22 protein-coding genes, 1 tRNA gene and 3 pseudogenes are annotated in these 24,493 nt (G+C 69.3%); 16 read left to right on the top strand and 10 right to left on the bottom strand.

The window, feature by feature from the left end:
- Nucleotide 1: 1 nt before the first annotated feature.
- Nucleotides 2–1,468, bottom strand: a complete 1,467-nt coding sequence (locus ACFW01_RS23990; RefSeq protein ID WP_384506440.1) for a serine/threonine-protein kinase — start codon at nucleotides 1,466–1,468, stop codon at nucleotides 2–4.
- Nucleotides 1,469–1,543: 75 nt separating this feature from the next.
- Nucleotides 1,544–2,092, bottom strand: coding sequence for a DNA-binding protein (locus tag ACFW01_RS23985; protein WP_114528355.1), 549 nt, complete (start codon nucleotides 2,090–2,092; stop codon nucleotides 1,544–1,546).
- A 179-nt stretch (nucleotides 2,093–2,271) separates the two neighbouring features.
- Here ACFW01_RS23985 and ACFW01_RS23980 point away from each other — a divergent pair.
- Both ACFW01_RS23980 and ACFW01_RS23975 read left to right on the top strand, forming a co-directional pair.
- Nucleotides 2,272–2,344: transfer RNA gene (locus ACFW01_RS23980), tRNA-Ala, on the top strand.
- Nucleotides 2,345–2,479: 135 nt separating this feature from the next.
- Nucleotides 2,480–2,740, top strand: a pseudogene (locus ACFW01_RS23975) (transcriptional regulator); the annotation flags it as partial.
- Here ACFW01_RS23975 and ACFW01_RS23970 read toward each other — a convergent pair.
- Nucleotides 2,739–2,965, bottom strand: a pseudogene (locus ACFW01_RS23970) (response regulator transcription factor); the annotation flags it as partial. The pseudogenes ACFW01_RS23975 and ACFW01_RS23970 sit on opposite strands and share 2 nt — an antisense overlap.
- Nucleotides 2,966–3,051: 86 nt before the next feature.
- Here ACFW01_RS23970 and ACFW01_RS23965 point away from each other — a divergent pair.
- From ACFW01_RS23965 to ACFW01_RS23955, 3 genes and pseudogenes are all read left to right on the top strand, one after another.
- Complete coding sequence (locus ACFW01_RS23965) at nucleotides 3,052–3,693, top strand: D-alanyl-D-alanine carboxypeptidase family protein (RefSeq protein WP_384506437.1); 642 nt, start codon at nucleotides 3,052–3,054, stop codon at nucleotides 3,691–3,693.
- Nucleotides 3,694–3,822: 129 nt separating this feature from the next.
- Nucleotides 3,823–4,143, top strand: a pseudogene (locus ACFW01_RS23960) (endonuclease/exonuclease/phosphatase family protein); the annotation flags it as partial.
- A 262-nt stretch (nucleotides 4,144–4,405) separates the two neighbouring features.
- Complete coding sequence (locus ACFW01_RS23955) at nucleotides 4,406–5,182, top strand: isoprenyl transferase (RefSeq protein ID WP_234956485.1); 777 nt, start codon at nucleotides 4,406–4,408, stop codon at nucleotides 5,180–5,182.
- 83 nt (nucleotides 5,183–5,265) lie between these two features.
- Here the strand turns inward: ACFW01_RS23955 and ACFW01_RS23950 are convergent, their stop codons facing one another.
- A complete protein-coding gene (locus ACFW01_RS23950) occupies nucleotides 5,266–5,967 on the bottom strand; it encodes a DUF5324 family protein (RefSeq protein WP_234956486.1) in 702 nt (233 codons plus the stop codon).
- 319 nt (nucleotides 5,968–6,286) lie between these two features.
- On the opposite strand from ACFW01_RS23950, the gene ACFW01_RS23945 reads away from it, so the two are divergent.
- Complete coding sequence (locus tag ACFW01_RS23945) at nucleotides 6,287–6,820, top strand: peptidylprolyl isomerase (protein WP_384506433.1); 534 nt, start codon at nucleotides 6,287–6,289, stop codon at nucleotides 6,818–6,820.
- A 104-nt stretch (nucleotides 6,821–6,924) separates the two neighbouring features.
- Entirely contained in the window at nucleotides 6,925–7,812 is an 888-nt protein-coding gene (locus tag ACFW01_RS23940; protein WP_384506431.1) for a rhomboid family intramembrane serine protease, read from the top strand.
- Nucleotides 7,813–8,054: 242 nt separating this feature from the next.
- Here the strand turns inward: ACFW01_RS23940 and crgA are convergent, their stop codons facing one another.
- Nucleotides 8,055–8,309 (bottom strand): cell division protein CrgA, encoded by a 255-nt coding sequence (gene crgA / locus ACFW01_RS23935; protein WP_122616583.1) that lies wholly within the window; start codon nucleotides 8,307–8,309, stop codon nucleotides 8,055–8,057.
- A 100-nt stretch (nucleotides 8,310–8,409) separates the two neighbouring features.
- On the opposite strand from crgA, the gene ACFW01_RS23930 reads away from it, so the two are divergent.
- The 5 genes from ACFW01_RS23930 (at nucleotide 8,410) to ACFW01_RS23910 (ending at nucleotide 11,909) form a co-directional block, all read left to right on the top strand.
- Nucleotides 8,410–9,189: a DUF881 domain-containing protein gene (locus ACFW01_RS23930; RefSeq protein WP_234956489.1), complete on the top strand. Its 780-nt coding sequence runs from the start codon at nucleotides 8,410–8,412 to the stop codon at nucleotides 9,187–9,189.
- An 81-nt stretch (nucleotides 9,190–9,270) separates the two neighbouring features.
- Nucleotides 9,271–9,432 (top strand): hypothetical protein, encoded by a 162-nt coding sequence (locus ACFW01_RS23925; protein WP_163015848.1) that lies wholly within the window; start codon nucleotides 9,271–9,273, stop codon nucleotides 9,430–9,432.
- Complete coding sequence (locus ACFW01_RS23920; protein WP_384506427.1) at nucleotides 9,429–10,067, top strand: aminodeoxychorismate/anthranilate synthase component II; 639 nt, start codon at nucleotides 9,429–9,431, stop codon at nucleotides 10,065–10,067. Before ACFW01_RS23925 ends, ACFW01_RS23920 begins: the two co-directional genes overlap by 4 nt.
- Nucleotides 10,064–11,134, top strand: a complete 1,071-nt coding sequence (locus tag ACFW01_RS23915) for a class E sortase (RefSeq protein WP_384506424.1) — start codon at nucleotides 10,064–10,066, stop codon at nucleotides 11,132–11,134. Before ACFW01_RS23920 ends, ACFW01_RS23915 begins: the two co-directional genes overlap by 4 nt.
- A gap of 13 nt (nucleotides 11,135–11,147) precedes the next feature.
- Complete coding sequence (locus ACFW01_RS23910; RefSeq protein WP_234956494.1) at nucleotides 11,148–11,909, top strand: class E sortase; 762 nt, start codon at nucleotides 11,148–11,150, stop codon at nucleotides 11,907–11,909.
- 91 nt (nucleotides 11,910–12,000) lie between these two features.
- Here ACFW01_RS23910 and ACFW01_RS23905 read toward each other — a convergent pair whose 3' ends face one another.
- Nucleotides 12,001–13,041, bottom strand: a complete 1,041-nt coding sequence (locus tag ACFW01_RS23905) for a restriction endonuclease (RefSeq protein WP_384506420.1) — start codon at nucleotides 13,039–13,041, stop codon at nucleotides 12,001–12,003.
- A 374-nt stretch (nucleotides 13,042–13,415) separates the two neighbouring features.
- On the opposite strand from ACFW01_RS23905, the gene ACFW01_RS23900 reads away from it, so the two are divergent.
- The 4 genes from ACFW01_RS23900 to ACFW01_RS23885 are packed head-to-tail and all read left to right on the top strand — an operon-like array spanning nucleotide 13,416 to nucleotide 17,580.
- Nucleotides 13,416–13,850, top strand: coding sequence for a hypothetical protein (locus ACFW01_RS23900; RefSeq protein WP_234956496.1), 435 nt, complete (start codon nucleotides 13,416–13,418; stop codon nucleotides 13,848–13,850).
- Between the two features lie 59 nt (nucleotides 13,851–13,909).
- Complete coding sequence (locus tag ACFW01_RS23895) at nucleotides 13,910–16,360, top strand: glycoside hydrolase domain-containing protein (protein ID WP_384506417.1); 2,451 nt, start codon at nucleotides 13,910–13,912, stop codon at nucleotides 16,358–16,360.
- Nucleotides 16,361–16,363: 3 nt separating this feature from the next.
- A complete protein-coding gene (locus ACFW01_RS23890; RefSeq protein ID WP_384506414.1) occupies nucleotides 16,364–16,897 on the top strand; it encodes a hypothetical protein in 534 nt (177 codons plus the stop codon).
- 2 nt (nucleotides 16,898–16,899) lie between these two features.
- Complete coding sequence (locus ACFW01_RS23885; RefSeq protein WP_234956663.1) at nucleotides 16,900–17,580, top strand: hypothetical protein; 681 nt, start codon at nucleotides 16,900–16,902, stop codon at nucleotides 17,578–17,580.
- Between the two features lie 90 nt (nucleotides 17,581–17,670).
- Here ACFW01_RS23885 and pknB read toward each other — a convergent pair whose 3' ends face one another.
- The 4 genes from pknB to ACFW01_RS23865 form a co-directional block, all read right to left on the bottom strand.
- A complete protein-coding gene (pknB, locus tag ACFW01_RS23880) occupies nucleotides 17,671–19,680 on the bottom strand; it encodes a Stk1 family PASTA domain-containing Ser/Thr kinase (protein ID WP_384506411.1) in 2,010 nt (669 codons plus the stop codon).
- A 190-nt stretch (nucleotides 19,681–19,870) separates the two neighbouring features.
- Nucleotides 19,871–21,343, bottom strand: a complete 1,473-nt coding sequence (locus tag ACFW01_RS23875; RefSeq protein ID WP_234956501.1) for a penicillin-binding protein 2 — start codon at nucleotides 21,341–21,343, stop codon at nucleotides 19,871–19,873.
- Nucleotides 21,340–22,776 (bottom strand): FtsW/RodA/SpoVE family cell cycle protein, encoded by a 1,437-nt coding sequence (locus ACFW01_RS23870; protein ID WP_161332030.1) that lies wholly within the window; start codon nucleotides 22,774–22,776, stop codon nucleotides 21,340–21,342. The genes ACFW01_RS23875 and ACFW01_RS23870 overlap by 4 nt, the downstream gene beginning before the upstream one ends.
- Before the next feature lie 27 nt (nucleotides 22,777–22,803).
- Entirely contained in the window at nucleotides 22,804–24,357 is a 1,554-nt protein-coding gene (locus tag ACFW01_RS23865) for a Stp1/IreP family PP2C-type Ser/Thr phosphatase (protein WP_234956664.1), read from the bottom strand.
- Between the last annotated feature and the right edge of the window lie 136 nt (nucleotides 24,358–24,493).

Here is a 24,493-nt window from a genome sequence, read left to right as displayed (position 1 = left end):
TTCAGATCCGGGTCAGCGCCCAGAAACCCACCGCGTAGCAGGCCAGCGCGAGGAGCAGCACGGGCACCGCCACCGCCGCCGGGGGACCCGGACGGCGCCGCCGTCGCGTCGCCCGGTGCTGCGCGGGGGCCTGTGGGCTGCGGGCGGTGTACGAGGCGGTGGGGGCGTCTTCGGGCGCCTGCCACGGGGGCGGCGTGAAGGACGGCGCGAGGGCCGGGGCGGGCGGCGGCGGGGCGTGGGGCGGCGGGTTCTCGGGCGGGTACTGGCCGGGGTGCGGGACGGGTGTCGGCGCTCCGTCCCTCGCGGCGGAGGTGAGGGTCGGCTGCGGGGGCGGCAGGTGGAAGCTGCCGGTCTCCGACATGGCGGACGACGGCACGGGGGGTGCCGACGGCGTGGCGGAGGCCGGCGGCGACGCGGGTCCAGAGGGTGCCGGCGACGCCGGAGGCGAGGGTGTGACCGAGACGGACGGACGGCGCGGGTCGGTCGGTGGGTCCGCCGACAGGCCTCCCGGTGGGTCCGCCGACAGGCCTTCTGGCGGGTCCGTCGACGGGTCTCCCGGTGGGGTGTCGTCCAGTGCGGACGCCCGCTTCAGCGGACCGTCGGCGGCGAACCCGGCGGGCAGCGGGCCGACTTGGTCGAAGATCTCGATCAGCTCGTCGTCGGGTCCCGGCTCCGGCAGCAGCTCCGCCGCCGCGGCCAGCGCCTTGCGCGCCCCCGTCGCCGTACGGAACCGGGCCGGCGGATCCGGCTGCACCAGCGTCGCGACGACCTGCCACAGCGGCTCCGGTATCCCCTGCGGCGCGGCCGGTGTCCCGTGCTCGGCGAAGTGCTGGACCAGCGCCTTGGCGTCCGGCTTGGCCCCCTCCAGCAGGTACAGGGCGACCAGGCCGACCGCGAACAGGTCCGCCGCGAAGTCCGGCTCCGCGCCCAGCATCTGCTCCGGCGCGAGATAACCGGGCGTCCCCACCACGAGGTTGGTCTCGGTCAGCCGCGGCTCGCCCAGCCGCATCGCGATGCCGAAGTCGGACAGCCTCAGCCGCGGCCGGCCCGTACCGGTGGCCTCGAGGAGCAGATTGGCGGGCTTGATGTCCCGGTGGACCACGTCCTCGGCGTGCACCGCCGCGAGGCCCGCGAGGAGCTGGTCGATCAGCGTGCACACGAAGGCGGGCGGCAGCGGGCCGTAGTCCCCGATCAGATGGACCAGGGAGCCACCGGTGACCAGGTCCATCGTGAACAGGACCTGGTCGTCGTCGGCGGCCCAGCTCGCGGGCGCGAGCACATGGGGATGATCGATGCGCAGCGCCTGCTCCCGGACGAACCGCAGCAGCGAGTGCGCGTCCCGCTGCTGGAGCACCTTTGCGGCCACATACCGTCGGCGGCGGTGGTCCCAGGCACGCCAGACGGCACCGACCCCGCCGCGGCCGATCGGGTCGACCAGCTCGTACCGTCCGGCGAAGACCTCACCCATGGCTGTGTGTCGCTCCTCCCCTCGCGCCACTCCCGGGTCCGGCCGCGACCCCCCTGTGGCGGCCGGACCCCGGGATCAGTTCTGGTGGGACTGGTAGTGCGCGACCGCGTCCGAGGTGCGGCCCGCTCCGTACACCCGCAGAAACTCCGCCAGCTCCGGGTGCGAGGAGGACAGGGCGTCCGCCGCGTCGATGATGTCCCCGGCGGCCGCCACCGAGCGCAGCAGCGACTGGATCTCGCGGACCACCCGCTTGACCGTGGGCGCACCCGAACTGCTCGTCGTCTGCGTGGTGTTGTTGAGCACCGAACCCCCCTGCGACTTCTTGATCTCGTCCATGCGCTCCGTCGCCTCGGCCGCGCTCACACTGCCGTCCGCGACCTGCCCCGCCAGGTCCTGCAGCAGCTGTACCCGCTGCACCACCGCGGGATTGCCGATCTTCGCCCGCTGACCGCTCATCAGCTGCGAGAGCATCGGCGCGGACAGTCCCAGGACCCCCGCGAGACGGGCCTGGTTGAGACCAAGATCGTCGATCAGCCTGCGGAAGAGCGCCCCCAACGGCTCCCCGTACCAGTTCCGCTGCAGTTCCCGCGCTCTCGCGGTGGCTTCCTGCTGTGCGGCGTCCATTGCGTCTCCCCATCGCTTCCCCAAGAACCGCAGTTCGCTCCAGCGAACCACGCCGAGCATCTTACGGAGCGTGGTCGTTGACCGGGAGCCCCAATCATTTGTGAGATCCGGGGCGCGACCCGGTACTCTTGTCCGCGGTGACCGTCGGCCCGCCCGAAGCGACCGGCGCCGCCTCCCGAGGGGCCTTAGCTCAGTTGGTAGAGCGCTGTCTTTGCATGGCAGATGTCAGGGGTTCGACTCCCCTAGGCTCCACAAAAACGAAAGCCCCCTCCGAACTGCGGAAACGCGGTGCGGAGGGGCTTTTCGCGTTGCAGCGTCCGCCTCGCCCGCCGCGTCCGCCGCGTCCGGCCGTACGTCGATGCGGTAGCCGACGCCGGGCACGGTGGCGATGGCCTCACCAAGCCCTTCGAGCTGCGGGAGCTGGTGCTCCGGCTCCGGGCCCTCGACCGCAGGCGCGCGCAGAGCCGGACTCCGGTGCGGGAGATCGCGGGGCTGCGGCTCGACCCGTTCCGCAGGGAGGTGTACCGGGACGGCCGTTTCGTCGCGCTCACCAGGAAGCAGTTCGCCGTGCTCGACGTACTCGTCGCCGCCGAGGGCGGGGTGATCGGCGCCGAGGCGCTGTTGGAACGTGCGTGGGACGAGCACAGTCGTCGGCACTCAGCTCGAACCCGGAGGCCTGGTCGTCGAGCCGGCGGTGAGCATGAGGATCGGCATGCCGCTGCCGGAGTCGACGATGCGCCGGGCGACCTCGTCGCCGGAAGGGCCAGGAATGTCGCGGCCGAGGACGGCGACGCCGTACGCGTTCACACCGAGCAACTCCAGAGCGCTGGCCTCCGCCATGTACGGCTCGTCCTCGACGATCAGCACTCGCATGCCCCGATGCCAGGAGCCGGCGCATGTCGTCGGCGTATCGAAAACCGCGTACGCGGCGGCAACACCGCGTTCCCTTGTCTATAGGCATGACTCGTGACACATCCGCACGCAAGAAGTCCCACCGGCGTACCGACGTCCTGAGGACCGGCCTGTCGGTGGCCGCCCTGATCACCGTCGCCCTCGGCTGCCAGGCGTTGGCGTCCTGGTCGACGCTCATGTCCCCGACCGCCTCACCCGGTGAGGCACGGCCCATGGAGCCCCCCGGCGGGATCGACGAGGAGGACGGTGTCGTCCCCGACGGCACGACCGTCCTCGACACGGACGTCCCGGCCGTCACCCGTCTCGAACCCGCGCTCCTCGCGGCACTGCGGCGGGCCGCGGCGGACGCCGAGGACGACGGCGTCCAAGCATTCCGCGTCAACAGCGGATGGCGCGCCGCGGACTACCAGACACAGCTCCTCGACGAGGCGGTCAACGAGTACGGCTCCCAGGAGGAGGCCGCGAAGTGGGTGGCCACCGCGGAGACCTCCGCCCACGTGTCGGGAGACGCCGTCGACATCGGGGGCCCCGACGCGACGGCCTGGCTCTCCCGCAACGGCAGCGCGTACGGACTCTGCCAGACCTACGCCAACGAGCCCTGGCACTACGAGCTGCGCCCCGAGGCCGCCGCGCACGGCTGCCCGGCCATGTACGACAACCCCGCACAGGACCCGCGGACGCAGCGGTGACCAGCGCATTCGATGTGAAGACGAGCGACCCGCACGACGAGCGAGGGCCGGGGCCCTGGCGACGTGGCCGGGTCCTCGCCGCCCTGGCGGTGCTGCTCGGCCTGCTCATGCCGCTGCACGCGCTGGTCACGCACCGGCTTCTGGACGGGCGGCCGCGACCGCATCGCGCAGGCGCTCGCCGAGGCCGTCGCCGCCGAGGAGAACGAGCGGATGATGCTGCTCGGCGACCTGAACGGCACCGTGGACGACGGCGCCCTCGACGGCATCACCTCGCGGACGGCCTCGGCCCAGGAGCAGGCCGGGCACGGTTTCGGCTTCAGCTGTCCGGCCGGCTTCCCCGTGGTACGGATCGACCAGATCCTGGTCCGGGGCGTACGGACGGACCGCTCGTGGACACTGCCGGCCACGGGCAGCGACCACCTGCCAGTGGCCGCGGGGATCAGCTGGTGAACGCGGCTTTTCACCCGAAATGCGCACGGCCGCGCGGAGACGTTCCTCACCGGCCGCACCCCCGCACCCCGGCCGACAGCGGGCGCAGAATCCGGAAGATCATCAACAGCCATGAGAAAAAGCCCAGTTGACCGCCTGGAACAACCCAACCGCCGACCCGGCCCCCAGGACACGAGCCCACGGACGGACGCCGCTCGGCACCCGGGCGGCGCTGTCTGCTCTTGATATCGTCACCCCACAGGGCAGGTGGAAGGGGCAGAGCATGCGGGCGAAGGTACGGGCCGCTCTTGACGCGCTGTATATGAAGCGCCTGGTCAAGGAGTTGGAGGGACGCCCACGCCCCCAGCACATCGGCATCATGCTCGACGGCAACCGCCGCTGGGCCAAGATGTCGGGCATAGACGACCCCCGAGAGGGCTACCGAGCCGGCGGAGCCAAGGTGCTGGACTTCCTGCGCTGGTGCGACTCCGCACAGATCGAGCACGTCACCCTCTTCATGCTCTCCGACGACAACCTCCACCGGCCCGAGGACCAGCTGAACCCACTGATCGACATCATCGCCGAAGTCGTCGAGCGGCTCGCCGCCCCCGGCAACCCCTGGCGCGTGGAAGCGGTCGGCGCCCTGGACCTGCTGCCCGCCGAATCCGCCGGCCGCCTCAAGACCGCCACCGCCGCCACCCAGGACCGCAAGGGCGGCACCAAGGTCGACGTCGCCGTGGGCTACGGAGGCCGTCGCGAGATCGTCGACGCCGTCCGCTCCGCCCTGACCGAGCACAGCTCCCAGGGCGGGGACATCGACGAGTTCATCGAGACCTTCACCATGGAGCACATCTCCAAGCACCTGTACTCCAAGACGCGGTCCGAGTCCGACCTCATCATCCGCACCTCCGGGGAGCAGCGCCTCTCCGGATTCCTGCTCTGGCAGTCCGCCTACGCCGAGGTCCACTTCTGCGAGACCTACTGGCCGGACTTCCGCGAGATCGACTTCCTCCGCGCCCTGCGCTCCTACTCACTGCGCGAACGCCGCTACGGCCGCTGAGCCGCCGTTTCACGTGAAACATCGCCGTGGGGCGGAAGACCCGAAGGTCTTCCGCCCCACAGCGATACCGGTCCGGAGAAAAATCAGCGGGGCTCGTCGCCCTCCGCCGCCTCCTCCTGCGCCTGCTTGGCCTGCACCTCGGGGTCGAGAATCGCCTCACCCGTGCCGTCCACCGACGTCAGCCGCCCGGACTCGGGCACCTCCGTCGCCTCCGGCGGCTCCACCAGCCAGTCCGGGTTGGCCTGCTTGTCCCACCACTTCCAGGCCGCGAAAGCGCCACCCGCGACGAGACCCGCCACCGCCAGAACCCTGGCGATCCGGCCGGCCCTCGCACGCCGCTGGTGCTTGCGGGTCAGCTTCTCGATCTCCTTCGCCGTGACCTGACCCCGGAGCGCGGCCAACGCGGCGGCACCCCGCGCCGTCGCCTCGTCCCGCACGGGACCGGCCGCGGCCACCGCCTGCTCGATCCTCGGCCGTGAAAAGTCGGCCGCCTGCCGAGCGGCCAGACGGGTGCGGACAGCCGCCTCCTGCGCGGCGGCGTCCACCTTCGGCGGCACATGCGTAAGGGCCTGCTCCAGCCGCGGCGCGACATGCGCCCCGTACTGGTGACGAGCCTGGTCTGCGGCCTGCGACACCTTGGGCGCCAGCCGTACGCGCGCCTCCTGTGCGTAGTGAGCGGCCCTGTCCTTGGCCGTGTCGGCGTAGGGCGCCACCACTTCCGCGGCGTGCAGCACGCTGTCCTTCGCCGAACCGGTCGCGGCGCGCACGCTGTCGATGCGGGTCACGGGTTCCTCCTCCTCGGTGGCGTACGGTAATTCGACTTTCCACCCTTTTACGGATCATGCCTGTGGACGCAAAGCCAGGCATGCGAGGGCGGCCATCCGGGTCACCGACGATGCCCCCGGGCTCCCCGGGGCACATGGTGATGAAGTTGCGGACAAGAGCAGATCAAGCTCAATAACGGGTGAATACCGGGCAACACGAGCCCGTACCCGACAATGCCACGGATCGGCCCTCCGCGCTCGCACCCGGCTGTATCAGCGCCGAACGCGCCCTCGCCCATGGGAGTATCGGTGCGCACCACCAGACGACGGAAGGCACCCCGTGGCCGAGCAGCTCTACGCCACCCTCAAGACCAGCCAAGGCGAGATCGAGATCCGGCTGCTCCCGAACCACGCACCCAGGACGGTCAAAAACTTCGTCGAACTCGCCCGGGGCGAGCGGGAGTGGACCCACCCCGCCACCGGCGAGAAGACCACGGACAGGCTCTACGACGGCACCGTCTTCCACCGGGTCCTCAGCGGCTTCATGATCCAGGGCGGCGACCCGCTCGGCAACGGCACCGGCGACCCCGGCTACCAGTTCGCCGACGAGTTCCACCCCGACCTCGCCTTCGACAAGCCCTACCTGCTCGCCATGGCCAACGCCGGCCCCGGCACCAACGGCTCGCAGTTCTTCGTCACCGTCTCCCCGACGACCTGGCTGAACCGCAAGCACACCATCTTCGGCGAGGTCACCGACCCGGCCAGTCAGAAGATCGTGGACACCATCGCCGCGACGCAGACCAACCCGCGCACGCACCGCCCGCTCAACGACGTCGTCATCGAGACCGTCGTCGTCGAAACCCGCCAGGGCTGACCTCCCCCCGCACTGGGCAGGAACCAAACGCTCCGCCCATCCGTAAAAAAGGACGAGGCGGCGCACGCGCGCACACCGCCCGCAGGGACGACCGAGGGGAAGTCATGGACCACGCGGCAGCAGGCCCGCCGGACGCCCAGAGCCTGCCCGGCTGCTATCGCCACCCGGACCGCGAGACCGGCATCCGCTGCACCCGCTGCGAACGCCCCATCTGCACGGACTGCATGATCAACGCGTCCGTCGGCTTCCACTGCCCCGACTGCGCAGCCGGCCGCACGGGCGGTGGCCCCGCACCCGCCGCCTCCCGGCCCCGCACCCTGGCCGGAGGCACGATCGCCGCCGACCCGCACCTGCTCACCAAGATCCTGATCGGGATCAACGCGGCGGTGTTCATCGCCGTACAGGCGCTCCCGTCGTCCTTCCTCAGCGACATGGTGCTCATCGGACGCTGGCCCCCCGCCCCCTTCGTCCCGACCGAGGGCGTCGCGGAGGGCGAGTGGTACCGCCTGGTGACCACGATGTTCACCCACGAGGAAATCTGGCACATCGGCTTCAACATGATCAGCCTCTGGTTCCTCGGCGGCCCGCTGGAAGCCGCGCTGGGCAGAGCCCGCTACCTCACGCTCTACCTCGTCTCCGGACTGGCCGGCAGCGCCCTCGCCTATCTGATCGGGTCACCCACGACGGCCACGCTCGGCGCCTCCGGCGCGATCTTCGGGCTCTTCGGCGCCACCGCCGCGCTCGTCCGCCGCCTCAACGCGGACATGCGGCCGGTCGTCATCCTGCTGGTGATCAGCCTGGTCTTCACCTTCACTCGAAGCAACATCTCCTGGCAGGCCCATGTCGGCGGTCTCGTCGCGGGCGCCGTGATCGGCTACGCCATGCTCCACGCACCGCGCGAGCGCCGGACCCTCGTGCAGTACGGCACCTGTGCGCTGGTCCTGCTGGTCGTCGTGGGGCTGACCCTGTTGAGGAGCGCACAGCTCACCTGAGCATCCGTTTTCCACAGTGGGTGTCGGATCTTGTGCACAGTGTGCGGGAACAGATGTGCCCCCTGTCACTGACGAGTGTTTCCGCAGGTCAGGCAGGGGGCGAACATGCTTTCGGATGCCGGTACTTCCGTCACACCGGCGTCAACGTCCTAGGGGTTATCCACAGATCGTCTTTCTTTTCCCCATGTGGATAACGCCTGTGGATAACTCCGTGGATAGCCCTGGGCAGAGCTACTGGGGCGCTACTTCCACTGCGTGGAGACGCCGAAGCCGGCGGCGATGAAGCCGAAGCCCACGACGATGTTCCAGTTGCCCAGGGAGTCGATCGGCAGTGAACCGTCGGTGACGTAGAAGACGACGATCCAGGCGAGGCCGATGACGAACATGGCCAGCATGACGGGTGCCACCCAGCCGCGGCTGGTCAGCTTGATGCTGGTCGACTGCTTGGCGGGCGGCGGCGTGTAATCGGCCTTCTTGCGGATACGTGACTTCGGCACGAGGGTCTCTCCTGTCGATGCGCTACAAGGGGACTCTGAGCGCTCCCCCGGGCGTCCGTTAGCGTAGTCCTTCCGTGGCGCCGAAGGAGATAAGGGTACGTTGAGCAATTCTGCCGACTCCCCCGGGACGGGATCCAGCCCTGCCCGCCGGCGCCGTTTCCGGCCCGTGCGCGTACTCACGGCAGCCGTCTTCGCTCTCGCGGGACTCATTTTCTTCACCAGCTTCAACACCGCGAAGGGCACCAATATCCGGACGGACGCCTCGTTGCTCAAGCTGTCCGACCTCATCCACGAGCGGAGCCTGGAGAACGGGCAGCAGGAGGAGGCGAACGCGAGCCTGCGCCACGACATAGAGTCGCTCGCCGAGCGCGACGACGGACGGTCGAAGTCGGAGGACGACGAACTCGCGGCGCTGGAGGAGGAGGCCGGCACGCAGAAGCTGACGGGCGAGGCGATCTCCGTCACACTCGACGACGCCCCGCCGGACGCCACCGCCAAGCTCCCGGGCTACCCCGAGCCGCAGCCCGACTACCTGGTGATCCACCAGCAGGACCTCCAGGCCGTGGTGAACGCGCTGTGGCAGGGCGGCGCCAAGGGCATCAAGGTCATGGACCAGCGGCTGATCTCCACCAGCGCGGTCCGCTGCGTGGGCAACACCCTGATCCTGCAGGGCCGCGTCTACTCACCGCCGTACAAGATCCAGGCGGTCGGTGATCCGGAGCGGCTCAAGGAGACGCTGGCGGCGTCGCCGGCGATCCAGAACTACATGGTGTACGTCAACGTCTACGGACTCGGCTGGAAGGTCGAGGAGGACGGGAGGGCGACGCTGCCCGGCTACTCGGGCACGGCGGACCTGCACTACGCCCGGCCTGTGGAGTGAGGCCGTTCCGGAGGGCCCCGCGCCGCTAGTCTGGTGCGGTGCGGCGTGAGTCTGGCGCCGCGGTGCGACGGAAGGGACGGCATGTACGGCTGGATCTGGCGGCATCTGCCGGGGAACGCGTGGGTGAGGGCGCTGCTCTCGCTCGTGCTGGTCGTGGCCGTGGTCTACGTCCTCTTCCAGTACGTCTTCCCGTGGGCCGAACCGCTGCTTCCCTTCAACGATGTGACGGTGGACAACCAGTGAGCGCGCGCATCCTCGTCGTCGACAACTACGACAGCTTCGTCTTCAACCTGGTCCAGTACCTGTACCAGCTGGGCGCCGAGTGCGAGGTGCTGCGCAACGACGAGGTGTCGACGGCGCACGCCCAGGACGGCTTCGACGGCGTGCTGCTCTCTCCCGGGCCGGGGGCGCCGGAGCAGGCGGGTGTCTGCGTGGACATGGTCCGGCACTGTGCCGTCACGGGTGTCCCGGTCTTCGGCGTCTGCCTCGGCATGCAGTCGATGCAGGTGGCGTACGGCGGTGTGGTGGACCGGGCGCCGGAGCTGCTGCACGGCAAGACCTCGCCGGTCGAGCACACGGGCGCGGGCGTCTTCGCGGGTCTGCCCTCCCCCTTCATCGCGACCCGGTACCACTCGCTGGCGGCGGAGCCGGGCACGGTGCCGGCCGCGCTGGAGGTGACGGCCCGCACCCACGACGGCATCGTGATGGGCCTGCGCCACCGTGAACTGCGTGTCGAGGGCGTGCAGTTCCATCCGGAGTCGGTGCTGACCGAGCACGGGCACCGGATGCTGGCCAACTGGCTGGTGGAGTGCGGCGACCAGGACGCGGTGGCGAGGTCGGCGGGGCTCGCCCCGGTGGTGGGCAGGGCCACGGCGTGACCGCCCTGCGCCCCGAGCGCGACTCCGGCACGGCCGGTGACCAGGGATCCTCGTACGGACGGCCGTACGGGGATTCCGGTGCGTTCGGGGGCGGGTGGGAGGAGGACTTCACCTCGGCGGGTCCCACAGGCCCCACAGGCCCCACAGGCCCCACAGGCCCCACAGGCCCCGTCGATGACGAGACGGTGGCGCTGCGGATCCCGGAGCCGCCGCCGGAGCGGACGGCCGCTACCGCGCCCCCGACCGGCGGCCGTGCGGCCCGCAGGAAGGCCGCGAAACGGCGCCACGGGCGCCGTGGAGCGCCGCGCGGGGCGTCGGTGGACTCCGAGTCGGCCGAGGAGCCGAAAGCGCCGCTGTCGCGCGTGGAGGCCCGCCGTCAGGCCCGGGCCCGCAAGCCCGGCGCCGCGGTGATCGCCAGCCGGGCGATCGGTGAGGTCTTCATCACCACCGGCGTGCTGATGCTGCTCTTCGTCACCTACCAGCTGTGGTGGACGAACGTGCGGGCGCACGCGCAGGCGGACAAGGCGGCCAGCAACCTCCAGAACGACTGGGCGAGCGGCAAGCGCAACCCGGGGACCTTCGAGCCGGGCCAGGGCTTCGCGCTGCTGCACATCCCCGACCTGGACGTCGTGGTGCCGATCGCCGAGGGCATCAACAGCAAGAAGGTGCTGGACCGCGGCATGGTCGGGCACTACGCGGAGGACGCGCTGAAGACGGCGATGCCGGACGCGAAGACGGGCAACTTCGGGCTGGCGGGGCACCGCAACACGCACGGCGAGCCGTTCCGGTACATCAACAAGCTCAAGCCGGGCGATCCGATCGTCGTGGAGACGCAGGACAAGTACTTCGTCTACAAGATGGCGTCGATCCTGCCGGTGACGTCGCCGAGCAACGTCAGCGTGCTGGACCCGGTCCCGAAGCAGTCGGGGTTCAAGGAGCCCGGCCGCTACATCACCCTGACGACCTGCACGCCGGAGTTCACCAGCAAGTACCGCATGATCGTGTGGGGCAAGATGGTCGAGGAACGGCCGCGCAGCAAGGGCAAGCCGGATGCGCTCGTCAGTTAAGGGCGGATGACCAGTGGCAGCGACCACCGACACGGAGCACGACTCGGAGCAGCGGGAGCGGGCCGCCGCGCGCGGGCGCGGGCGGGGTCCCGGGCGGATCGTCGCGCGCGCGGTGAGCGTCTTCGGTGAACTCCTCATCACCGCGGGCCTGGTGCTGGGCCTGTTCGTCGTCTACTCCCTGTGGTGGACGAACGTGGTCGCCGACCGCGCGGCGGACAAGCAGGCCGACAAGGTCCGGGACAACTGGGCCGAGGACAGGGTCGGGCCGGACGGCCCCGGGGCGCTGGACACCCGGGCGGGGATCGGATTCCTGCACGTCCCGGCCATGGGCAAGGGCGACATCCTGGTGGAGAAGGGCACGTCGATGAAGATCCTCAACGACGGCGTGGCCGGCTACTACACGGACCCGGTGAAGGCGACGCTGCCGACTTCGGGCAAGGAGGGCAACTTCTCGCTCGCGGCCCACCGCGACGGGCACGGGGCGAAGTTCCACAAGATCGACAAGATCGACGAGGGCGACCCGATCGTCTTCGAGACGAAGGACACCTGGTACGTCTACAAGACCTACGCCGTCCTTCGCGAGACCTCGAAGTTCAACGTCAAGGTCCTCGACGAGGTTCCTCTGGAGTCCGGCAAGAAGAAGCCCGGCCACTACATCACCCTGACGACCTGCACCCCGGTGTACACGAGCAAGTACCGGTACGTGGTCTGGGGCGAACTGGTCCGGACGGAGAAGGTGGACGGGGATCGGACGCCGCCGGCGGAACTGCGCTGACTGACCTCCATGCGGGAGGTCAGTCCCCTAACATGACGGAGGCCCGAAGCCGCAACTTTCTCTTGCGGCTTCGGGCCTCTTGCCATGCTGCCTACCGCAGCGCCTTGAGCAGCACTCCGGCGCTCCAGGCCTCCAGCTCCTCGCGGTTCACGGTGATGACTCCGCTGAGTTTGGCGATCGCCTCCGATTCGTGGCTGAAGTTGGACGTGGCGACGAACAGGGCGACGTCCGCCTGGTCGATGGCGCGTGCCGCGCCCGCGAACTTCTGCATGTCGGCGCTGGGTACGGTCCAGCGGCCGGACCTGTTCTTGCACTGGACGGCCACGGTGCGTCCGTCGGCGGTGCGGCCGGTGATGTCGATACCGCGGTCGGTGCGGGCCTGTCGTACGACGACGTCGACGCAGCCGTCCCGGCGCAGCAGGTCGGCGACGTGGTGTTCGAACGCCCGCCAGGTCATCGCATTGAGTTTCGCCCTGACGTCGTCGGCGGGGGTGTCTCCTTCCAGGGTGGCGAGGCGCTTGTGGTGCCAGCACAGCTTGCGCTCGACGTTCTCGATGTCCGCGCGGAGTTCGATGAGCTCGCGGCGGTGTTCGCCGGACGTGGCGATGAGGGCGTTGAACATCGGTACGACGGTGCGGCCGAGGATGTGGGTGATGCGCTGGTCGATGTGAGTGTCGAGGGCGGCGGGGTCTGTCGGGGCAGGGTTTTCCACAGGCTGTGTGCGTGCCAGGTACTCCACGTCCAGGAGGTAGACCCGCACTTGACGTGCGACTTCGCTGTCGCGGAGCAGCATGGCGATGTTGAGGACGGCTCGCCTGGAGTAGATGGTGAGGCTCCGGCGGGCCTGTGGATAGCTGGCCAGCGAGAGTGACAGGTTGTCACTCTCGAATTCCCGCAGGTCAGCTCCTCGGAGCACGGTCATTCCGTTGGCTTCGAGTTCCGCACGGTGGCGCTTGGTCAGTTGGCGAACGGCTTCGGCGGTGACTTGGAAGTACGCCGCCACCATCGCCGTAGTCACGTGCATGCCGTCCGGCAGCAGGGACAGTGCTTTCACGCGGTCGAGTGCGTCCGTGCGTTCCAGGACGCTGCCGCGCAGGGCCGGGGATTCCAGTAGGGCCGTCTCGTTGATCATGGTCGTTCTTCCCCTCTCGGGAGGTGTGGTCAACCAGGGTCAACGAGTCATGACATATGAAGACACGATCTCCGCGGCGTCGCGCTGAGCTGCACCGCTTCGTTGCTTGTCATGTCCCGCGCGTCGGATAGGGTGCTTTCCGGGCTGACCACCTGGGGGGAAGTGTTGTCCATGGATTCCGTGCTGTTGTGTGCCCGTTTCTCACGGGCCTCGCCGGACTCGTGCCGCTGAAGCGGTACTTCGCAGCGTCCCGCTCCCGCCGTCCGGCCGCGCCGGTTTCCGCCCAGTCACGCAGAAGCAGCCGCTCCGGTCTTCCGGAGCCGCTTCGTCATGCCCTGACCATGCTCGAAAACGATGTCAAGAGGAACTCCCGCATGAACAAGAAGTCCGTGGTCGCCGGCGTCTTCGCCCTCGCCGCCGCCCTCCTGCCGCTCAGCGCGGCGCCCGCCCAGGCCGCGTCGAACCCCTGCGGCGGGCCGTACCAGACCATCGCCTACGTCGACGGCCGGCTGCCGGGCGACAGCGGCAATGACGACGGCGACATGGTCGCGTACGCCGGCGGCACCGGCTACCTGTGCGTCGTCTTCTACAACGGCACGCCCGGCGGGGCGAACGAGATGTACTTCAACGTCTGTCCCGGCAAGACCAGTGGGTCCGGGTGCGGTACCGACCACGGCGACTACGCCTCCTACGCGGGGCCGATACGCATCACCGACACCGGGTGCTTCACCGCCGCGTACATGTTGCGGAACGAGAAGGACACGACCTGGCTCATCAACGGCAAGCGCAGCTACGGCCCGCGCTGCTGATCCGTCCCCGGACCACCCGCACCTCCCAGCTCCTCCCCGTCCCGCAGAGAGGATCCCGCATGGATCAGCAAGTCCTCAGAGCCCAGAAGTGGGTCAACGAGAAGTACGGCAGCGTCGCCGGTTACCAGCGCTGTCCCGAAGACGGCCGTACCGGCTGGTCGACCATGTACAGCCTCACGATGGGGCTCCAGCACGAGCTGGGCATCAGCCCGGTCGTCGCGAGCTTCGGCCCGGGAACGTACGCCCGCGTCGAGGCCCTGGGTGAGATCGGGTTCGGCTGGGAGGAGAACCGCGACCTGCTGGCCTGCATCCAGTTCGGCATGTGGTGCAAGGGCTACTGGGCGGTCGAGCCGGAGAGCGAGGGCTGGTTCACCGGCGTCACCCGGGAGGCCGTCAAGGAGCTCCGCTCCAACATGGGCCTCCCGGAGGGCGACGGTGTCCTCAACGTCAAGATCATCAAGGCGATCCTCAACATGGACGCCTACGTCGTCGTCGCGGGCGGCAGTGACGAGGTCCGGGGCATCCAGCGGTGGCTCAACGGGCGCTACTGGGACCGGAGCGCCTACAGCATCGGTCCCGCGGACGGGATCTACTCCCGTGACGTGCAGAAGTCGCTGATGATCGCCCTCCAGTACGAGCTGGGCATCGCCGCGCCGAACGGGAACTACGGACCCGCGACGCAGGCGGGGCTGCGGTCCCACCCGGTCGCCCAGGGCGCGTCCGGCACGCTGGTGCAGATATTCTCCGCCGCCTGCGTGTTCAACTCCCCCACCTACGACGGCGAACTCAACGAGGTCCCCACCACCTGGCGTTCCACCTTCGACGGCAAGCTCGCCGAATGGGTCAGCGCCTTCCAGAAGTTCAACAAGCTGGCGGTCAACGGCGACGGCGACTTCCAGACCTGGTCGCAGCTGCTGGTCTCCATGGGGGACCCGGACCGTCCGGCCACCGGTTCGGACACCCGCTACGAGATCACCCCGTCGCGTGCGAAGTGGCTCAAGGACAACAAGTACGAGATCGTGGGCCGCTACATCTACGATCCGCCGGGTTCCACCCTGGACAAGGAGATCAAGCCGGGCGAGCTGGACACGATCTTCTCGCACGGGCTGCGCGTCTTCCCGATCTACCAGGACAACGCCCGTGAGCTGGACGACTTCACGTACGCCAACGGCTACCAGCACGGCCTGAACGCCCACGAGCTGGCCAGCGGTTACGGCTTCAACCCCGGTACCACGATCTACTTCGCCGTCGACTACGACGCCACCCAGGAGGCCATCGACGGCTCTCCGAAGGGCATCATCGTCTACTTCCACGGCGTACAGGCCGCGCTCGCCAGCAAGGGCAAGAAGTACAACCACGGCGTCTACGGCTCCCGCAACGTCTGCATCAACGTCACCAACAAGACGTTCGCCCGGTACTCCTTCGTGTCCGGCATGTCCTGGGGTTTCTCCGGCAACCTCGGCTTCCCGATCCCGCGCAACTGGTCGTTCAACCAGATCAAGGAGTTCAAGGTCCAGAACGGGTCGGACACCTTCGACCTCGACCGTGACGTGATCTCGGGTCTCGACCGCGGCGTGGGCTCGGTCAACGACCAGGCCGGACCGGCCGACGACTTCATCGCGTACGTCCAGAAGCTGTACGACCTGGCCGGTTCCTACGGGGCGACCGGCCAGAAGCGCAGCCGGCTCGTGATGGAGTACATCCGTCACTACGAGTACGGCGACAAGGACACCCTGAACAAGCTCGGCTGGTGGTACCTGATCGGCGGGTTCGACCAGGGGTTCGTCGATTACTGCAACGCGCGGGGCATGTCCGTCAGGAAATCCTTCAAGGACCCCTTCACCGGCTATGACCTGGGCGCCGAGCACATGATGGCCACGGCCAACGCGCACCTGCTGACGGACCAGCCGTCCGACCGCCAGGGTGCCAACGGCGGTGACGTCGGCGGCTGGGCTGGCGACCTGATGACGTTCTGGTCGGACTGGCGCAACTCCGAGACGGAGTACGCCGACCCGCTCGCCTTCTGCCACGCCAGGCTCGCCGTCCCCGGGGTGTCGTCCTCGTTCGGCTTCAACGACCTCATCGAGGACGCCGACGGCTATCTGATCGCCCGCGCGGTCCGGGGCAACAAGACGGTCGTGGAGGCCGTCAAGGCGCTGTACCAGCAGGGTGGCGGCGGTCTGACCCGCTTCAACGACTACTTCACGCAGCGCTGGGGCAACGCCACCGACTGCAAACAGTCCGCGCACAACGCCCTGACCGCCTCCGACACCGTCCTGGGCCCGGCCCGCAAGCAGCTGATCAGCCTCAAGGGCGCCGTGCTGCCGGCGGTGTACCAGAATGCGCCGGGTGGTTTCGACAAGCTGCAGAACTTCGAGCAGGGATTCGTGGACGCCCTTCTCGCCCGCATGGGCATGGAGAAGAAGAAGGCGGCGCAGTACCGGGCCAATCACGAGGCGTTCCTCAAGGCGGCCCGCGGCCGGGCTGCCGCGCGTTCCGCCAAGGGCTGACGGATGACCCCGGGGAACAAGACCGTCCGGCCCGAGCGGCTCGCCTATCTGGGCGGGCTGGCGGTGATGGGCGTCGCGCTGCTGTTCCTGCTCGGCACCGGCGGCATCGTTGTCGCCGTCGTGCTGGGGATCCTCTGCGTCGGGATGGTCGCCGGAGGCCGTGGCGGCGTCCGGGCCGTGCGCGAGGGTGCGTGGGCGCGGCCCCGTACCTGGCTGTCGCTGGGCGTGGCCGCAGTGTCGGCCGGTGTCGTCGGGTTCGCGGCCGCCTACCTGACCGGGATCCTCTCCGGAGGCCTCGACGTCGAGGAGGCCTGTGTCCACGGTCACGGCGTCCGCTACGACGACGCCTACCGGGAAGCGCACGCGGAAGAGTTCAGCCGCTGGTTCCCGCTGCACAGCAAGTGCAACGAGAGCTTCGACCTCGTTCCCTCCTGGGTCAATCCGGCCATTGTGTTCTTCGTCCTGCTGGCGGCGGCCGGTGTGCTCTGCCTCGCCGCCGCGGTGGTGACCGCTCTGAGACCAAGGAGAGACAGATGATGATGGGCGAACTGACGAGGCGCCGTTTCGTGGGGGCGACGGCCGGTGTGGCGGGTGCGGCGGCCCTGACCTCGCTGCTGCCCGCCGCGGCGGCCGCCGCGGCCGAGACGGCCGGTGCGGCCGGTGCGGCCGGTTCCTGGGCCGGGGAGCGCAGCAGCAACGGCTGGCCGCTCCTGGAGGCTCCGGAGTCGTTCGGCGTCGAGGGCAGCGACCAGGAGGTGAGACTCGCCGGCGGTGACGCCGCCGTGGTCCTGCTGCACGTCGCGCGCCGCTTCCACTACGAGATCGGAGAGCTGCGGGCCGGCGAGATCCACGGGTGGACGTCCGGCCGCCGGGTCGCGCGGGAGTACGAGTCGAACTACCTGTCCGGTACGGCGATCGCCGTGCGGCCCCTCTCGTATCCGGCCGGGGCGCGGGACGGCCTGTATCCGAACGAGCTGGTCGTGGTCCGGGACATCCTCGCCGAACTGGACGGCGTCGTCGTCTGGGGCGGCGATCTCACGCCGGTCAAGGAGTCCCACTTCGAGATCGCCGTGAAGCCCGGACATCCGCGGCTCAAGGGTGTCGCCCGCAAGATCGAGGGCTGGCGGAAGGGCCCCGGGGACGAGGGCGCCGGGGCGACCGACGCGTTCGACCCCGCACGCCGCGAGAAGGCCCGCGCCTTCGCCCGGCGCTCGGCTTAGCAGAGCGCCCGGTTCCGCTCCGGGCCGACGAGAGCCCCGGTCCCTCCGTCGAGGGGCCGGGGCTCTTCCTGTCGCCGGGTGCGGCGCGGGTCAGTCGTCGCCGCGGAGGCCGCCGATGATGCCTCCGTTGTTACCGCCGTTGTTGCCGCCGTTGCCGCCCACCGTGGTGAGGGTGATCGGGGTGGCGGCGGGGTCGTCGACCTCGGTGTTCGCCGGCGGGTTCTGCTGTATGACCACGGCGTTGCCGTCGTTGGGTCCGGTCACCTGGATGTTGGTGAAGCCGGCCTGCCGAAGCGTCTGCTGGGCCTGGGGCAACGGGGTGCCGAGCTTGATCTCCGGCACCTTCTTCTTCTCCACGGCCTTGCCGACGACGACCGTGACCTTGGAGCCCTTGTCGACCTGCTGGTTCGCCGCGGGCGTGGTGGAGATCACCTTGCCGACCTGGTTCGGGTCCTGGGTCGGCTGGTCGGTGCAGGTGGCTTCCAGGTCACCGCTGCTTTCGATCTGTGCCTTGGCCTCGTCGCAGCTGCGGCCGACCACGTCCGGCACGGTGGCCTTCTCCTCGGCCTTGGCGACCTCCAAGGTCACCGTGGAGCCCTTCTCCAGCTCGCTGCCGGGGTCCGGGTCCTGGCTGAGGACGGTGCCCTCGTCCTGGGAGGACTCGGTCTGCTTGGTCTCGACCTTGAAGCCCTTGTTCTCGAGTTGCTCGGTGGCCGTGTCGACGTCCTTGTCGATGACGTTCGGCACGGCGACCTTCGGGGCGCCGGTCGAGACGACCAGGTTGACGGTGGACTGCTTGTCGACCGAGGTCCCCTGCCTGGGGTCCTGTGAGCAGATGTTGCCCTTCTTCTGGTCCTCGCAGGGCTTCTGCGAGAAGGCCAGTTCCAGGTCGGCGTTGGTGGCCTGCTGCTGCGCGTCCTCCTTGGTGAGGCCGACGAACGTGGGCACGTCGACCTTGTCGTTACTGGGCCCCCCGTCCCCGCTGAACGCGTACTTCCCGATCAGGATCGCGCCGACGAGGACGAGGACGCCCGCCAGGACCAGGAAGATCGTGGACGTGTTCGACTTGCGCGGCTGCTGCCGGCGCCGGTCGGGGCGTTCGTCGTAGCCGTAGCCGCCGTCGTCCGGGTTCATGGGCGGCAGCATGGTCGTGGCGCCGCCGCCCCCGTCCGAGCGCAGCGCGGTGGTCGGCTGCTCGTCGGGGTAGGCGCCGTAGCCCCCCGCGGCCATGGCGCCCATCGCGGCGGTCGCGCCGACGGGCTGGCCGTCGAGGCAGGCCTCGATGTCGGCCCGCATCTCGTCGGCCGACTGGTAGCGGTAGTCGGGGTCCTTGACCAGGGCTTTCAGCACGATCGCGTCCATCTCGGGCGTGATCTCGGGGTCGAAGACGCTCGGCGCCTGCGGTTCCTCACGCACGTGCTGGTACGCGACGGCGACCGGGGAGTCGCCGACGAAGGGCGGCCGCACGGTCAGCAGCTCGTAGAGCAGACAGCCCGTGGAGTACAGGTCGGACCGCGCGTCGACCTGCTCGCCCTTGGCCTGCTCCGGGGAGAGGTACTGGGCGGTGCCGATCACCGCGGCGGTCTGCGTCATGGTCATGCCGGAGTCGCCCATCGCGCGGGCGATGCCGAAGTCCATGACCTTGACCTGGCCGTTGCGGGTGAGCATGACGTTGGCGGGCTTGATGTCGCGGTGGACGATGCCGGCCCGGTGCGAGTACTCCAGGGCCTGGAGGATGCCGATGGTCATCTCCAGCGTCCGCTCCGGCAGCAGCTTGCGGCCGGAGTGGAGCAGCTCACGGAGTGTGGAGCCGTCGACGTACTCCATGACGATGTACGGGATGGAGACCCCGTCGATGTAGTCCTCGCCCGTGTCGTAGACCGCCACGATCGCGGGATGGTTGAGCGAGGCGGCCGACTGGGCCTCCCGGCGGAAGCGGGCCTGGAAGGACGGGTCGCGCGCGAGGTCCGCGCGCAGCGTCTTCACCGCCACCTGGCGTCCGAGCCGGGTGTCATGAGCGTGGTAAACCTCCGCCATGCCACCACGGCCGAGCACCGGGCCCAGCTCGTACCGGCCGCCGAGGCGACGCGGCTCTTCCATAACTACCTACCAGCCCTCTCCGTCGGTCCCGACCGGCATGCTTGTACGGTCGGAGGCTGCCGTCCGGCCTACGGTACCCGGCTCGCTCTGTGTGCCTTGGCCAAGCCTGGCAGCCGATACAGGACCGGTATCGCAACGTGCGCCGATGTGAAGGGGACGTGACCGGAGTCACGTCCCGTTCATGGTGTGGTCACCTCTTGCTGTCGATGACGGCCTCCATGACGTTCTTCGCGATCGGTGCCGCGAGGCCGCCGCCGGAGATGTCGTCGCGTACGGCGTTCTCGTCCTCGATCACCACGGCCACGGCGACCGGCGCGCTGCCGTCCTCGCCCTTGGCGTACGAGATGAACCAGGCGTAGGGGTTCTCCTTGTTGTCGACGCCGTGCTGTGCGGTACCGGTCTTGCCGCCCACGGTGACGCCGTCGATCTGTGCGTTGGTTCCCGTGCCGTCCTGGACGACGGTCTCCATCATGTCCTGGAGGATCTGGGCGTTGTCGGCGGAGAGCGGCTTGCTCATCTCCTCGGGGTCCGTCTTCTCGATGGTGTCGAGGTTCGGGGCCTGGAGTTCGTCGACCATGTACGGCTTCATCAGGGTGCCGTTGTTGGCGATCGCCGAGGTGACCATGGCCATCTGCAGCGGGGTCGCGGCGGTGTTGAACTGGCCGATGGAGGAGAGCGCGACCTCGGAGGGCGCCATGTCGGCGGAGAAGACGGAGGGGTTGGAGCGGACCGGGACGAACTGCTCCTCGGTGAAGCCGAACTTCTTGGCCTGCTCCAGCATCTTCTCGTTGCCGAGGTCGGAGCCGATCTTGCCGAAGACGGTGTTGCAGGACACGCGCAGCGCCTCGCGGAGCGTGGCGTTCTCGCAGGGGAGGTCGCCCTCGTTCTTCAGCTCGGTCGTGGTGCCCGGCATGGTCCAGGGCAGCGGGGTCTCGGTCTTGTCGTCCGCCGAGGTGTACTTCTCGTTCTCCAGGGCGGCCGCCGCGGTGACCACCTTGAAGGTGGAGCCGGGCGGGTAGACCTCGCGCAGCGCGCGGTTGAGCATCGGGTCGTCGGGGCTGTTCTTCTTCTGGAGCTTGTTCCAGGCCTCCCCGGCCGCCTCGTTGCTGCCGGCGATGGAGGTGGGGTCGTACGACGGGTAGGAGGCCATCGACAGGATCTTGCCGGTGGACGGTTCGAGGGCGACGACGGCGCCCTTGGCGCCCTGCTTCTTGAGGCCGTCGTAGGCGGCCTTCTGGGCGGCGCTGTTGAGGGTGGTGACGACGTTGCCGCCCTCGCGCTTCTTGCCGGTGACCATGTCGAGGGTGTTGCGGAAGAACAGCCGGTCGTCGTTGCCGGTGAGGATGCCGTCGTCGATGGACTCGAGCTGGGTGGCGCCGTAGGCCTGGGAGACGTAGCCGGTGACGGGCGCCCACATGGCGCCGTCCTTGTAGGTCCGCTTGTACTTGAAGTCGCCCTTGGTGGTGGCGTGTCCGGTGATGGCCTTGCCGTCGACGATGATGTCGCCGCGGGGGCTGGCGTACCGCTCGATGGCGACCCGGCGGTTGTGCTCGTCCTCCTTGAGGTCGTCCGCCTGGACGTACTGGAGCCAGTTGTCGCGGATGAGCAGGGTGAGGACGAGCAGGCCGCAGAAGATCGCGATCCGGCGCAGTGGCTTGTTCACGGTCGGACCACCTGGGTCATCTCGGCGTCGGGGCTGGCGGGAGCGGCGGGTGCCGGTCTGCGGGCGGTGTCGCTGATGCGCAGCAGGATGCCGATCAGTGCCCAGTTGGCGATGACGGAGGAGCCGCCGTAGGCCAGGAAGGGCATGGTCATTCCGGTGAGCGGGATGAGGCCCATGACGCCGCCGGCGACGACGAAGACCTGGAGGGCGAAGGCGCCGGAGAGGCCGATGGCGAGGAGCTTGCCGAAGGGGTCGCGGGCGGCGAGGGCGGTGCGCACGCCGCGTTCGACGATCAACGCGTAGAGCAGGAGCAGCGCCATGAGGCCGGCGAGGCCCAGTTCCTCGCCGAAGGTGGCGAGGATGAAGTCGGAGTTGGCGGCGAAGCGGATCAGCTCGGAGTGGCCCTGGCCCCAGCCGGTGCCGAGGGTGCCGCCGGAGCCGAAGGCCCACAGGGCCTGCATGGCCTGCTCGGAGTGGCCGCCGACGCCCGCGCGGGAGAGCGTGTACTCCTTCATCGGGTCGAGCCAGGCGTCCACGCGCTGCTGGATGTGCGGCTCGAAGCTGGCGACGCCGACGGCGCCGACGGCGGACATCAGCAGGCCGAAGACGATCCAGCTGGTCCGCTCGGTGGCGACGTACAGCATGATCACGAACATGCCGAAGAAGAGCAGCGAGGTGCCGAGGTCGGTCTCGAAGACCAGGATGAGGATCGAGACCATCCACACCACGAGGATGGGGCCGAGGTCGCGGCCGCGCGGCAGGTAGAGGCCCATGAAGCGGCGGCTGGCGAGCGCGAGGGCGTCCCGTTTCACCATCAGGTAGCCGGCGAAGAAGATCGCCAGCACGATCTTGGCGAACTCACCGGGCTGGATGGAGAAGGAGCCGACCTGGATCCAGATCTTGGCGCCGTAGATGTTCTTGCCGAGGCCCGGGACGAGCGGGAGCAGCAGCAGGAACAGGGCGCCGAGCATGGAGATGTAGGTGTAGCGCTGCAGGACGCGGTGGTCCTTCAGGAAGATCATCACGGCGACGAAGAGGGCGATGCCCATGGCGGTGTACATGAGCTGGCGCGGCGCGGCGGTGCCGGCCTGCTCGATGTCCTGGAGGAGTTCGGACTGGTCCAGGCGCCAGATGGCGACGAGGCCGAGGCCGTTGAGCAGGGTGGCCAGTGGCAGGAGCAGCGGGTCCGAGTACGGCGCGAACTTGCGTACGACGATGTGCCCGACGCCGGCCAGCAGGCCGAGGCCGAGGCCGTAGCTCAGCAGCCCGGCGGGCACCTCGTCGTTGATGGCCAGACCTACGTTGGCGTAGGCGAAGACCGGGATGAGGACGGCGAACACGAGCAGAGCCAGCTCGGTGTTGCGCCGGCTCGGGGCGCCGATGGCGCCGATCGTGGACGTGTGGTGCGTCGACGGGTTGGTAGTACTGCTCATCGTGTGTCGGGGCCTCTCACGGCTTGCCTACTGCTTACCGCACAGCGAGACGACCTTCTGCTCTTCCTCCGAGAGGGTCGGGCCGGAACCTGGGGTGGGTGCGGTCGGGGACTGGGACGACTCGGGTGCCTTCTGCGACTGGGACGCGTCCGGCGACGGGGTGGGTGTCGGTGAGGCCTTGGACGTGAAGGAGGCGGGGGTGGTTCCCGTGGTGCCTCCGGCCTCGCCCTCGCCCGTCTTGGCGTTCTCCTCGGTCTCCGCGGAGCGCCGGTCGGCCTGCTTCTTGCAGGCGGAGGCCTGCACCGCCAGCTCCTCGATCTTCGCCCGGGCGTCGGCCAGGTCGCCTTCGGCGATGGTGGCCTCGACGAGCTTCTGCTGGTAGGGCGGCAGGTACTTGAGTTCGATCTCGGGGTGGTCCTTCTGGACCTTGGAGAGCGAGACCCAGGCGAGGTCCTGGCTGATGCCGCGGTACAGGGCGACGTGGTCGTCGTTGGTGCCGACGTAGTACTGGGTCTGGGTCCAGCGCCAGCCGCCGTAGGTGCCGCCGCCGATGACGGCGAGGGCGAGCACCGTGTAGAGGGATCTCTTCAGCCACTTGCGGCCCTTGCGGGGTTTGACGAAGTCGTCGGGGCCGTAGTCGTCGAAGCCGCCTGCCGGGACGTACCCGGTGGTGTCGCCGCTGCCGGGCGGGCCGAACTCGCCGCCCCCGCCGTGCTGCCCGCCCTGGCGGCCGAGGCCGGCGGCGCGGCCGGCCGGGGTCTGCATGATGCCGTTGTCGCCCATCTGGGCCTGGTTCTCGGCGACGGCGCCGACGACCACGGGGGTGTCGGAGAGCTGCCCGGCGAGGGTGTCGCCGGTGTCGAGGTCGAGGACGTCGGCGACGATGACGGTGATGTTGTCCGGGCCGCCGCCGCGCAGGGCGAGCTGGATCAGCTCCTGGACGGTCTCCTGGGGGCCCTGGTAGCTGGCGAGGGTGTCCTCCATCGTCTGGTGGGAGACGACGCCGGAGAGCCCGTCGGAGCAGATGAGGTAGCGGTCGCCGGCCCGTACCTCGCGGATGGACAGGTCGGGTTCGACGTGGTCGCCGCTGCCGAGGGCGCGCATCAGCAGGGAGCGCTGCGGGTGGGTGCCCGCCTCCTCCTCGGTGATCCGTCCCTCGTCGACGAGGCGCTGCACCCAGGTGTGGTCCTGCGTGATCTGGGTGAGGACGCCGTCGCGCAGCAGGTAGGCGCGGGAGTCGCCGACGTGCACCATGCCGAGGCGCTGGCCGGTCCACAGCAGCGCGGTCAGCGTGGTGCCCATGCCCTCCAGGGCGGGGTCCTCCTCGACCATCTGCCGCAGCTGGTCGTTGGCGCGCTGCACGGCGGCGCCGAGGGAGGTGAGGAGGTCGGAGCCGGGCACGTCGTCGTCGAGGGCGACGATGGTGGAGATCACCTCGGAGGAGGCGACCTCACCGGCGGCCTGGCCGCCCATGCCGTCGGCGATGGCGAGCAGGCGCGGACCGGCGTAGCCGGAGTCCTCGTTGCCCTCCCGGATCATGCCCTTGTGCGAACCGGCGGCGAAGCGCAGTGACAGACTCATGCGCACCTCGCCCGTCGGCTCCGGGTACAGCCGGTCGTGTCGAGCCACACTGCCCACCCTCCGGTCGGGAGCGCGCCGGGGCCCGGGGTGCCGGCCGCCGCCGCGTGCTCGCTCCGCTCGCGCTCTTTCATTGGTG

Source organism: Streptomyces sp. NPDC058985 (assembly GCF_042740985.1).
Classification (GTDB): domain Bacteria; phylum Actinomycetota; class Actinomycetes; order Streptomycetales; family Streptomycetaceae; genus Streptomyces.
The sequence above is the reverse complement of the archived record's forward strand: the minus strand, read 5'-3'. Positions and strand labels throughout refer to the sequence as shown.